Annotated in this window: 9 protein-coding genes; 6 read left to right on the plus strand and 3 right to left on the minus strand. The window is 63.7% G+C overall.

Annotated features, from left to right (window positions below):
- Positions 1–12: 12 nt before the first annotated feature.
- The 3 genes from aroQ to B0E55_RS16245 are packed head-to-tail and all read left to right on the plus strand — an operon-like array spanning position 13 to position 3,250.
- Entirely contained in the window at positions 13–462 is a 450-nt protein-coding gene (gene aroQ, locus B0E55_RS16235) for a type II 3-dehydroquinate dehydratase (RefSeq protein WP_029538345.1), read from the plus strand.
- Positions 462–1,340: a shikimate dehydrogenase gene (locus B0E55_RS16240; protein ID WP_029255675.1), complete on the plus strand. Its 879-nt coding sequence runs from the start codon at positions 462–464 to the stop codon at positions 1,338–1,340. The genes aroQ and B0E55_RS16240 overlap by 1 nt, the downstream gene beginning before the upstream one ends.
- On the plus strand, positions 1,337–3,250 hold the full coding sequence (locus B0E55_RS16245; RefSeq protein WP_080910039.1) for a sugar phosphate isomerase/epimerase and 4-hydroxyphenylpyruvate domain-containing protein: 1,914 nt from the start codon (positions 1,337–1,339) through the stop codon (positions 3,248–3,250). Before B0E55_RS16240 ends, B0E55_RS16245 begins: the two co-directional genes overlap by 4 nt.
- Here B0E55_RS16245 and fdhD read toward each other — a convergent pair.
- Positions 3,201–4,070: a formate dehydrogenase accessory sulfurtransferase FdhD gene (gene fdhD / locus B0E55_RS16250; protein ID WP_020908229.1), complete on the minus strand. Its 870-nt coding sequence runs from the start codon at positions 4,068–4,070 to the stop codon at positions 3,201–3,203. The genes B0E55_RS16245 and fdhD overlap by 50 nt on opposite strands.
- Before the next feature lies 1 nt (position 4,071).
- Positions 4,072–6,381 (minus strand): FdhF/YdeP family oxidoreductase, encoded by a 2,310-nt coding sequence (locus tag B0E55_RS16255; protein ID WP_192804730.1) that lies wholly within the window; start codon positions 6,379–6,381, stop codon positions 4,072–4,074.
- 120 nt (positions 6,382–6,501) lie between these two features.
- Here B0E55_RS16255 and B0E55_RS16260 point away from each other — a divergent pair, with 120 nt between their 5' ends.
- The 3 genes from B0E55_RS16260 to B0E55_RS16270 all read left to right on the plus strand — a co-directional run bounded on the left by B0E55_RS16260 (position 6,502) and on the right by B0E55_RS16270 (position 10,233).
- The gene (locus B0E55_RS16260; RefSeq protein WP_019749076.1) at positions 6,502–7,509 is read left to right on the plus strand and encodes an iron-siderophore ABC transporter substrate-binding protein; all 1,008 of its coding nucleotides are present in this window, start codon (positions 6,502–6,504) and stop codon (positions 7,507–7,509) included.
- 63 nt (positions 7,510–7,572) lie between these two features.
- Complete coding sequence (locus B0E55_RS16265; RefSeq protein ID WP_080910041.1) at positions 7,573–8,187, plus strand: GNAT family N-acetyltransferase; 615 nt, start codon at positions 7,573–7,575, stop codon at positions 8,185–8,187.
- Positions 8,188–8,199: 12 nt separating this feature from the next.
- Positions 8,200–10,233, plus strand: coding sequence for a S9 family peptidase (locus tag B0E55_RS16270; RefSeq protein WP_198538425.1), 2,034 nt, complete (start codon positions 8,200–8,202; stop codon positions 10,231–10,233).
- A gap of 72 nt (positions 10,234–10,305) precedes the next feature.
- Here the strand turns inward: B0E55_RS16270 and B0E55_RS16275 are convergent, their stop codons facing one another.
- Positions 10,306–11,001 carry a hypothetical protein gene (locus B0E55_RS16275; RefSeq protein WP_080910043.1) on the minus strand — a complete coding sequence of 232 codons (696 nt, stop codon included), beginning with the start codon at positions 10,999–11,001 and terminating at the stop codon, positions 10,306–10,308.
- Positions 11,002–11,017: the final 16 nt, after the last annotated feature.

Consider the following 11,017-nt stretch of genomic DNA (forward strand, 5'->3'; position numbering starts at 1 on the left):
GAGGTGCCCCTGATGACTCCATCTCTACCGGTTCTGGTCCTCAACGGACCCAACTTGAATTTGTTGGGCCAGCGCCAACCGGAGTTCTACGGGAGAGACACCCTGGACGACGTCGTTTCCCGCTGTGAAGCGGCGGCCGAGAAGTTCGGAGTGGTGGTCGAGGCAAAGCAGTCGAACCACGAGGGCCAACTGATCGATTGGGTCCACGAGGCCAGGGGAAATGTCGCGGGCATCGTCATCAATCCCGGTGGGTACTCGCACACCTCCGTTGCGTTGCGCGACGCTCTGGTCACACTCGATGCCCCCGTCGTGGAGGTGCACATCAGCAACATCCACAGTCGCGAAGAATTCCGTCACCACTCGTATGTCTCCGGCATCGCCGACGCCGTCATCTGTGGATTGGGAATCGACGGATACAGCGCCGCAGTCGAATTCGTCTGCATCCGAGAAGGGAAGAACTGATGAGTGATTCGATCCTCTGCGGTCTGATCGGCACCGGAATCGGAGCCTCCTTGACTCCGATCATGCACGAGGAAGAAGGGCGCAGACAGGGCCTGCCTTACGTCTACCGCATCCTCGATCTCGACGTGATGGGAATGGCGCCGTCGGACATCGGTGAACTTCTCACCTATGCAAGACGTTTCGGCTTCCGCGGCCTCAACATCACTCACCCGTGCAAGCAGTTGGTGATCGAGCACCTCGACGAGCTCTCGCCGGATGCGAGCCGGCTCGGTGCGGTGAACACGGTCCTCTTCGACTCCGGCAAGGCGATCGGACACAACACTGATTGGTCGGGCTTCGGCCGAAATTTCGACGACGGACTTCCCGGAGCACAGCTCGATCGCGTCGTGCAGCTCGGTGCCGGCGGAGCCGGTGCGGCGGTTGCCTATGCCGCGCTCACCCGGGGCGTCGGGACACTGACGTTGGTCGATTCGAGCCTGCCTCGCGCGCAGGAACTTGCACAAACCTTCGCGCAGCAGTTTCCGGCGCAGGTTGTCGAGGCGCGGCACACGAGCGACCTCGCCGAAGTGCTCGGCAACGCAAACGGATTGATCCACGCGACGCCGATGGGAATGGCGGCTCATCCTGGAATGGCATTCTCGCCAGATCTGCTCCGTCCAGATCTGTGGGTAGCGGAAATCGTCTACCGCCCGCTCGAGACCGAGCTGTTGCGTCAAGCGAGGTTGATCGGAGCCCCGACGCTCAGCGGAGGCGGAATGACTGTCTTTCAGGCCGTCGACGCGTTCCGGATCTTCACGGGCATCGAGCCCGACAGTAAGCGGATGCTCGCGCACATGACGGAACTCGTGCACGGCGAACAGACTGCGGCAGCGCTGTGAGTGCCCCGGTCCGGACGTCGATCGCGACGGTATCGCTCAGTGGCACTCTCGAGGAGAAGCTCGACGCCATCGCTGCTGCCGGCTTCGACGGCTTCGAGGTGTTCGAGCCGGATTTTGTTGCTTCGCCGTGGTCCCCGAAGGAATTGCGAACGCGGGCTGCGGATCTGGGCTTGACCCTCGATCTGTATCAGCCGTTCCGTGACTTCGACACGGTGGACGAGGCCCAATTTGCTCGGAATCTTGTTCGAGTGCAACGCAAATTCGAGCTGATGGATCAACTGGGGTGCGAGACGCTCCTGGTGTGCTCCTCGCCCCTGCCGATCGCAAGTCACGATGACGGTCAGTTGACAGAGCAATTCGGAGCTCTCGCCGAACTGGCGTCCGAGCACGGCAAGAAGGTTGCCTACGAGGCGCTCGCGTGGGGTGCCCACGTCAACACGTACGGCCATGCGTGGCAGATCGTCGAGGGCGTCGACCATCCTTCGCTCGGTACCTGTCTGGACAGCTTTCACATCCTCTCGCGCGGTGACGATCCCGCCGGAATTCGCGAGATCCCCGGCGAGAAGATCTTCTTCCTCCAGTTGGCGGACGCTCCGTTCTTGGCGATGGACATCCTCCAGTGGAGCCGGCATCACCGAAACTTCCCGGGGCAGGGCAGCTTCGATCTCAGTGCGTTCGCTCAGCATGTCTACGCCACCGGTTACGGCGGACCGTGGTCGCTCGAGATCTTCAACGACGTATTCCGCCGCGCGGACACCCAGCGGACGGCAATCGACGCTCATCGGTCGCTCCTCCATCTGGAAGAACAGGTCGCTGCCGCGAACCCTGCCGCCGGTGGACCCACGCTGTTCACCGCCCCGGAGCGCACCCCGCTCGAAGGGATCGTGTCTCTGCGAATCGCTGCGGGTCCGGCTAAACAGGACCAGGTGCACTCGATGCTCTCTCGCGTCGGTTTTCATCTGGTCGGACGGCACCACGATCACGACTTGCAGTTGTGGCGGCACGGACCGCTCACCGTTGCCGTCGACGCGACAGCGGGCACGGTGTGGACGGCGCCCGGGCTGCCCGCGGATCTGCCGGTTCTCACTCAGATCGGCATCAGGGCAACCGAACCCGAAGTGTGGGGAGAGCGCGCTCTGGCACTCGAAGTACCGGCGACGCGCGTGCAGTTGCCCGGTTCGAGCGACGAGAACTCCGAGGTACCGGACGTCGTACGCTTGAAGGTCACCGATGCGACATCGATCGACCTTCGTGGCCCCGGCAGCGCTGCAGCGTGGGAATCGGCATTCGAGATCTACCCGCTGCCCTCCGAGCGCAATCGTGAACAGGGCGCAGTGTTCACCGGGATCGACCACGTGGCACTGGCAGTTCCGGCCGAGAGTTGGGACGGCATCATGCTGCTCCTGCGGTCCGTGTTCGAGATGCAACCGCACGAGGGGCAGGACGTCACCGATTCGGTCGGACTCATGCGGAGCCAGGCACTTACGCTCGTTCAGGACGGTGACGGACATACCCTGCGGATCTCACTGAACATGGTGGAGGGCAGTCGAAGCGGGCTGCCGACGGTCCGTCGCGGCGGCGTCAGCCACGTCGCTTTCGCGTGTGAGAACATCTTCGGTGCCGCTGCGTCCATGCAGGACTGGGGCTTTGCTCCGCTACCCATTTCCCCGAACTACTACGACGATCTGGACGCACGTTTCGGCCTGAATTCAGAACTGCTCGACCGGATGCGCAGCGCCGGAATCCTTTACGACGCTGACGCCCGCGGTGAGTTCTTCCACCTGTTCACCCCGACGGTCGGGGGAGACCTTTTCTTCGAGGTCGTGCAGCGAGTGAGTGGATACGAGGGCTACGGGGAGGTCAACTCCGCTGTGCGACTGTCGGCTCAGTTGCGCGCGAATCAGACGTGACCTCGACTCGGTGCGGGTGCGAGTAGATATTCATCGAATCGCCGCGGATGAAACCGGCGAGGGTCAACCCCGATTCCTGTGCCAGCTCCACGGCCAATGACGACGGCGCGGAGACTGCGCCCAGAATCGGAATGCCCGCCATGACGGCCTTCTGGACGAGTTCGAACGACGCCCGCCCACTGACGATCAGGATCGTGTCGTAGAGCGGCACTCGGCCGTCGGTGATTGCCCAACCGATCACCTTGTCGACTGCGTTGTGCCGGCCGACGTCCTCGCGCAGCGCCAGGAGTTCGCCGGTGGCGGTGAACAATCCGGCTGCGTGCAGGCCTCCGGTGCGCTCGAAGATCCGTTGGCTCTCCCGAAGCGTGACCGGCATGGCAGACAGGACGGTGGAGGTGACGGAAGTCGTGTCACCGACCAGGGGATGCCGCGTGGTGGTTCGGACGGCATCGAGTGACGTCTTGCCGCACACGCCGCACGCGGAACTGACGACGGTGTTGCGATCGGTGGTGTGATCGGGCAACGGCACTCCGGGAGCGAGCGCGATGTCGAGGACGTTGTAGGTGTTCGCGCCGGTTTCGTCGACGCCGTCGCAGTACCGGACGACGCTCACGTCGTCGCGGGTACCGATGACGCCTTCGCTGAGAAGGAATCCGTGGACGAGGTCGACGTCGTTGCCTGGTGTTCGCATCGTCACGGCCAGCACCTGACCGCCAACCCTCATTTCGAGTGGTTCTTCGACGGCCAGCGTGTCGGGGCGCGTGACGACCCGATCACCCGAGATTCGAACGACCGGTGTTCGTGCGGTGACCCGTCCCATCTCAGGCGCCTGATGCTTCGAGTCGAACAGTGACGGCCTTCGAGACCGGCGTGTTCGACTTGGCTGCAACGTGTTCGAGGGGAACGAGCGGATTTGTCTCGGGGTAGTACGCCGCCGCATTGCCGCGGGGGGTGTCGTAGGAGACGATGCGGAATTCCGTGACCCGACGCTCTTCGAGTGTTCCGTCTGGTGTTGTCCACTCGGACACGATGTCGACGAGATCGCCGTCGCGGAATCCGAGTGCAGTGATGTCTTCGGCATTGACGAGGATGACCTTGCGTCCGCCCTTGATACCGCGGTATCTGTCGTCGAGGCCGTAGATCGTGGTGTTGTACTGGTCGTGGCTGCGCATGGTCTGCAGTATCAGGCGCCCGCTCGGGGTGGGTATCCAATGAAGTTCGTTCACGCCGAAGTTGGCTTTGCCGGTGTGCGTGCGGAACTCACGCGAGTCACGCGGTGGGTGTGGGAGCTGGAATCCATCCGGCTGGCGAACCCGGGTGTTGTAGTTTTCGCATCCGGGCACCACTCGTGAGATGGAGTCGCGAATCAGGTCGTAGTTGCCCTCGAAGGCCGACCAGCGGACGGAGTGATCGCTGCCGAGTAGTTCGCGGGCGAGTTGGCAGATGATGGCGACTTCGCTACGTAGGTAGGGGCTGACCGGCGTGAGGCGTCCGCGCGACAGGTGCACCATGGACATCGAATCTTCCACGGAGACAAGCTGCTTTCCGCCGGCCTGGACGTCGAGGTCCGTGCGTCCGAGGGTGGGGAGGATGATTGCGGTCTGCCCGTGAACGACGTGGCTTCGGTTCAGTTTGGTGGAAACCTGAACGGTGAGTTCGCATTGGCGCAGCGCGGTTTCGGTGGCTGCGGTGTCCGGGCTGGCCTGGATGAAGTTGCCGCCCATCGCCATGAAGAAGCTTGCCTTGCCGGCATTCATCGCGCGGATCGCGTCGACGGTGTCCCACCCGTGCTTGCGAGGGCTCGAGATCGAGAACTCGGTGTCGAGCGCGGACAGGAACTCTTCCGGCATCTTCTCCCAGATGCCCATCGTGCGGTCACCCTGGACATTGGAGTGTCCTCGCACCGGACAGACCCCGGCACCGGGTTTGCCCATCATTCCACGCATGAGCAGCAGGTTGACCGCTTCTTCGATGGTGGCGACTCCGTGTGTGTGCTGAGTGATGCCCATGGCCCAGCAGGTGACGGTTCGCTCGGATCGGGCAAGCGCGGCAGCCGTTTCCTCGAGCTGCGCCATCGACAGGCCCGTCGCCTCGAGTACCGTGTCGAGATCGACCGCGCGGATGTGCTTCTCGTATTCGTCCCAACCGGCGCAGTAGCGGTCGACGAATGCGCGATCGACCACGGTGCCGGGAGCGCGATCTTCCTGCTCGAGCAGCAACTTCCCCAGACCTTGGAACAGTGCCATGTCGCCGCCCAGCCGGATCTGCAGGAACTCGTCCGCGATGTCGACTCCGTGCCCGATCACGCCGGAGACTTTCTGCGGATCCTTGAACCGTCGCAATCCCGCCTCGGGGAGGGGATTGATGGCAATGATCTTGGCGCCGTTGCCCTTTGCCTTCTCGAGTGTCGAGAGCATTCGAGGGTGGTTGGTGCCGGGATTCTGTCCGGCGATGAGGATGAGATCGGCGTTCTCGAGGTCGGGAACCGTCACCGAGCCTTTGCCGATGCCGATGGATTCGGTCAGTGCGCTTCCGGACGACTCGTGACACATGTTGGAACAGTCGGGCATGTTGTTGGTGCCGTAGCTACGAATCATCAACTGGTAGAGAAACGCTGCTTCGTTGGACGTGCGACCGGAGGTGTAGAACACTGCTTCGTCCGGCGACGCGAGGCCGTTCAGATGTTCGGCGATCAGTGCGTACGCGCCGTCCCAGTCGATCGGCTGGTAATGGGTTGCTCCCGGGGTCAGGACCATCGGGTGCGTCAGTCGGCCCTGTTGGCCGAGCCAGTAATCGGTCTTGCCTTCGAGGTCGGCGATCGAGTGCTCCGCGAAGAATTCAGGCGTGACCGTGCGAAGCGTTGCTTCCTCGGCAACGGCCTTCGCTCCGTTCTCGCAGAACTCGGCGGGCTTGCGATGTCCGGGAGTCTCCGGCCACGCACACCCCGGGCAGTCGAAGCCGTGACGCTGGTTGAGCCTGGTGAGCGTTCGGGCGGTCCGCAGGGCTCCCATCTGCTCGATTCCTCGTTGCAGCGACACCAGAACGGCCGGCACTCCGGCGGCGTAGTCCTTGGGGTGCGTGACTTCGAGATCCGATTCGTCGATGTCTTTCGAGGGGCCCTGGCGCGTCATGTCTCCATACTGGCCCGAACGGCGCGGTACTGCCATCGAATGGGCCGGTCGAACTCACCGGAATGCGACATTCATCGGCTAGCCTTACCTACCGAACGAGCGGACTTAAGGGGTAAGAGCATGGATCGAACGGACGCAGGTCGGCTGACCCGGCGCGGATTTCTGATCGGCACGTCGGGAGCGTTGCTGGCATTCGCCGCAGCCTGCTCCAGTTCGAACGACGAGGACACGCCCCCCAGCGGCGACTCTGCGGGATCGATCACCCACAAATTTGGGGCTACCGAGCTGCCCGAGGATCCGCAGCGGATCGTCAGTGTCGGATACAACGATCAAGATGCGATCCTCGCCCTCGGTGGGACTTTGGTCGGAACCTTCGACTGGTACGGCGATTACCCCTACGGTGTGTGGCCATGGGCGCAGCCGTTGTTGAACGGGGCGACTCCCGAGATCATCGGAACCGCGGGCACCACCATTCAGATGGAGAAGGTCGCTGCCACGACACCCGACCTGATTGTCGGCACCTACTCCGGGCTCACTCAGGCGCAGTACGACAAACTCAGTGCCATAGCGCCGACGGTGGCGCAGCCGAAGGAGTTCGCGGATTACGGAATCCCCTGGCAGAACCAGACGACCATCATCGGCGAAGCGCTGGGGCAGCAAGGAAAGGCCACCGAGCTGATCGCCGGCGTCGACAAGAAGTTCGCCGACGTGAAGACGGCCAATCCGGCGTTTGCCGGCAAGACCGTTCTGGTCGGCGCGTTGAAGGGGCCGGGGCAATTCGGGGTCTACGGACCGGAAGACCCCAAGGTGAGGTTCTTCACTGAACTCGGATTCGTGAATCCGCCTGTCACCGATCAGATCACGGGTAACTTCGCCGAGATCAGCACCGAGCAACTCTCGCTTGCGGACGTCGACGTACTCGTCTGGTACGCCGGTGGTGGCTACGGCGACAAGCTTCGGGCGGAATTGGACAAGACCCCGATCTACCAGGAACTCGACGTCGTGAAGGACGGCCGCGCGATCATTCTGGAAGACGCTGCTGCCGAAGCCATGACGTGGAGCACCGTACTGAGCTTGCCCTATGCGCTCGAACAGATTCCGCCGCGGATTGCGGGCTTGCTCGTCTGATCGGTTCAAGGACAGCGCTGTTCAAAGTCCAGGGATTCGGACAGTCGGCGGTACTCTCGCCTCATGGGTGTACACGTGCGGCCGGCTGTCCGATCCGATATTCCGGCGCTGTCGGCGGTGTTGGCCGAGGCGTTCGAAGATGATCCTTTGATGGCCTGGATGTTGCCGGACGAGGACTCCAGGGCTGAGCGCCTGACGAAACTGTTTGCCGCAGAAGCTCGTTACCACCACTTCGCCGGTGGCGGTGTCGAGGTAGCCACCGATGGCAACGGCGTGATCGGCGGGGCAACTCTGTGGGATCCGCCGGGGCGGTGGAAGCAGTCGTGGATTTCCGGGCTCGTGAGCCTGCCCGCAATGGTGCGTGTCTTCGGCAGGGGGCTACGACACGCGGCCGAGGTCAGCTCCGTTCTCGAAGGAGCACATCCGAATTCGCCGCACTGGTATCTCGCGACGGTCGGGACCGGCAGCGCGGCGCGCGGTGGGGGATACGGCAAAGCCCTACTGAACTCCCGGTTGGAGCGTTGCGATCGTGAACACGTCGACGCTTACCTCGAGAGCAGCAAGGAATCGAACATCCCGTACTACAACCGCTTCGGTTTCGAAGTGACCCGTGACATCGTCATGCCAGGCGGCGGGCCGACGATCTACGCAATGATGCGTCAACCGCGGGGCGCGTGATACCAACTAGTGGTGACCCAGATTCCCGAGCTCCACGCAGGCACACCGTTCGACGAACTCGACGACTACATCGCCTTGGCCAGGTTGTCCGGCCTGGTGTTGTCACCTGACGGTTCGCTACTGATCTGCGCGCGCGCCGTTCTCGACGACAAGAGCGCCGAATACGTGTCCTCGTTGTGGGAGATCGACCCGGAAGGTCGGCGTCCGGCGCGTCGGTTGACCTGGGGCTCGACCAGCGAGTCCGGTGCTGCCTTCGCGTTCGACGGCGACGTGCTCTTCACCGCCACGCGAGCCGTGCCGGGCGAGAGCGATCCGCAACCCGCACTCTGGCGCTTGCCCGCGGCGGGCGGAGAAGCTCAGCTGTTGATCTCACGTCCCGGTGGTGTCTCGTCGGTATCAGCGGCCAAGGCGGCGCCGACGTTCGTGGCCCAGACGTCGGTCATGGCTTCGGCGATCAGCCTCGACCAGGACGATCAGGTGCGATCGGCGCGCAAGGACAAGAAGGTCACGGCGATGCTGCACACCGGGTATCCGGTGCGCCACTGGGACCACGACCTGGGTCCCGATCATCCGCATCTGGTTGTCGCCGAGACGGATTCGAAGGAATCCGTCGAATTGCGGGACATCACACCAACTGCGGGCGCGGCGCTGCGAGAGACGTCGACCACGATTTCCGACGACGGTCTCTTCGTCGTGACAACGTGGACTGTCGGCGATGCGAATGCCGCCCGCCGAACGACGTTGGTTCGGATCGACACGGTGACCGGCGACCGAACCACCCTTGTCGACGAGGCCGACGCGGACGTCTACAACCCGGTGCTCTCGCCGGACGGAACCAAGCTCGCGTTCATCCGGGAGACTCTCACCACGCCGGAGTCCGCACCGCGAATGACTCTGCAGCTCTACGACTTCGGATCCGGTGCCGTGACCGGCGTGGCTGACGGCTGGGATCGCTGGCCTACCTCACTTGCCTGGCTACCCGACGGATCCGGGCTGGTGGTCACCGCTGACGACGGCGGCCGAGGGCCGATCTTCACCATCGACCTGTGGGGTCAGCCGGTGCGCCTGACAGCCGACGACGCGGCGTACACCGATGTTCGAGTGGCGCCGGACGGCGAGTCGATCTACGCGTTGCGAGCCTCGTACGAAGCGCCCCCGCACGTGGTGCGGGTGGATCTGGGATCCGGTGAGATCACCGCACTTCGTGGACCCGACGCATTGCCGGAGCTGCCGGGAACACTGACCGAGATCACCGCTCGCGCCGAGGACGGTTCGACAGTCCGGAGTTGGTTGGCACTGCCGACCGGCGCCGCACCGCACGCACCGGTGCCATTGCTCCTCTGGGTCCACGGCGGCCCACTCGGTTCGTGGAACACCTGGTCCTGGCGGTGGAACCCGTGGCTGCTCGTCGCCAAGGGCTATGCCGTACTGCTGCCCGATCCCGCACTCTCGACCGGATACGGGCAGGATTTCGTCCAGCGCGGGTGGGGTCAGTGGGGCAAGGCGCCCTTCACCGACCTGATGGCGATCACCGATGCTGCCGTCGCGCAGCCCGAGATCGACCCCAAGCGAACCGGCGCGATGGGTGGTTCGTTCGGCGGTTACATGGCCAACTGGATCGCCGGCCATACCAACCGTTTCGACGCGATCGTCACCCACGCAAGCCTCTGGGCACTCGATCAATTCGGCCCGACGACGGACGCGGCCTGGTACTGGCAACGCGAGATGTCGCCGGAGATGGCCGTCGAGAACTCGCCACACCTGTACGTCGCGGACATCACGACTCCGATGCTGGTCATCCATGGCGACAAGGACTACCGGGTTCCGATCGGTGAGGGCTTGCGACTCTGGTACGAACTGCTCGCCGAGTCAGGTCTGCCCGCCGACGACGACGGGAAAACGGACCATCGCTTCCTGTACTTCCCCGACGAGAATCACTGGGTGCTCAAGCCACAGCACACCAAGATCTGGTACGAGGTGGTCACCGCGTTCCTCTCCGATCACGTTCTCGGCGAAGATGTCGCGCTGCCCGAGATTCTGGGCTGAACGCGCGCGTGCCTCGTTCGGCTGAAACAGCCGAACGAGGCACGATCGTCTTCGCGTGGATCCGGACCGGACTCAGGCGCCGGGGCAGCGAACCGTGTACGCCCACTCGGTGTGGTCGGGGCCGGTGACGCGAACCAGCACGGACGATGCACCGCCGGCGGGCACGTTGACGACCGCCGAACCAGTTCCCTCGTTGATGTCGTCGCCGATGTATCCGGTGCTGTGGATCAACCGTCCTTCGTAGTACACCTCGATCAGGTCCGGGATGTCCTCGGTTTCGTAGCCGAGTACGAACGACGTCGGTCCGCCGCGGCCGAGCTCGTGCTTGGTGCTGGTGATTCCTGCGCCGCCGGAGACCGTCGAGGCGTCACACCGTTGCGTCGGAGCAAACGATCCGCCGCCGCCGCTGCCGCTGGCCAGCCCACTGAGAATGTCCCTGACATTGCCACTGGCCAGGCCGTTGACGATGTCCGTCGCGCTGGTCGAACCGGCGTTCAGGCCGCCGAGGACGTCGTTGAGGTTCCCAGTGGCAATCCCGCCGACGATGTCGCCCACGCTGGCGATGCCGTTTGCGATGTCGTTCCCGATATCGCCGACGCTTCCGTTGATCGTGGCGCTGCCACTGTCGATGCTTCCTTGCACACTTTCTTCGATGCCGGGGGCAGCGGACGCAGTCGCCGGAAGCACGAGGGCAACCGCCGCTCCGATCGTCGCGGCCGCCGCCAAGGTTCGAACGCCGGGACGGCGAGAACTCCAGTTGTTCAACATATTTGCTCCACAGGTA

This window comes from Rhodococcus sp. 66b (assembly GCF_002076325.1).
Taxonomy (GTDB): Bacteria; Actinomycetota; Actinomycetes; order Mycobacteriales; family Mycobacteriaceae; genus Rhodococcus_F; species Rhodococcus_F erythropolis.

Excerpts from the sequence above, each read along its gene's own strand:
- B0E55_RS16240 (WP_029255675.1), top strand. The coding sequence starts at position 462 with ATGAGTGATTCGATCCTCTGCGGTCTGATCGGCACCGGAATCGGAGCC.
- fdhD (WP_020908229.1), bottom strand. The coding sequence starts at position 4,070 with ATGGGACGGGTCACCGCACGAACACCGGTCGTTCGAATCTCGGGTGAT.
- aroQ (WP_029538345.1), top strand. The coding sequence starts at position 13 with ATGACTCCATCTCTACCGGTTCTGGTCCTCAACGGACCCAACTTGAAT.
- B0E55_RS16255 (WP_192804730.1), bottom strand. The coding sequence starts at position 6,381 with ATGACGCGCCAGGGCCCCTCGAAAGACATCGACGAATCGGATCTCGAA.
- B0E55_RS16260 (WP_019749076.1), top strand. The coding sequence starts at position 6,502 with ATGGATCGAACGGACGCAGGTCGGCTGACCCGGCGCGGATTTCTGATC.
- B0E55_RS16265 (WP_080910041.1), top strand. The coding sequence starts at position 7,573 with ATGGGTGTACACGTGCGGCCGGCTGTCCGATCCGATATTCCGGCGCTG.
- B0E55_RS16275 (WP_080910043.1), bottom strand. The coding sequence starts at position 11,001 with ATGTTGAACAACTGGAGTTCTCGCCGTCCCGGCGTTCGAACCTTGGCG.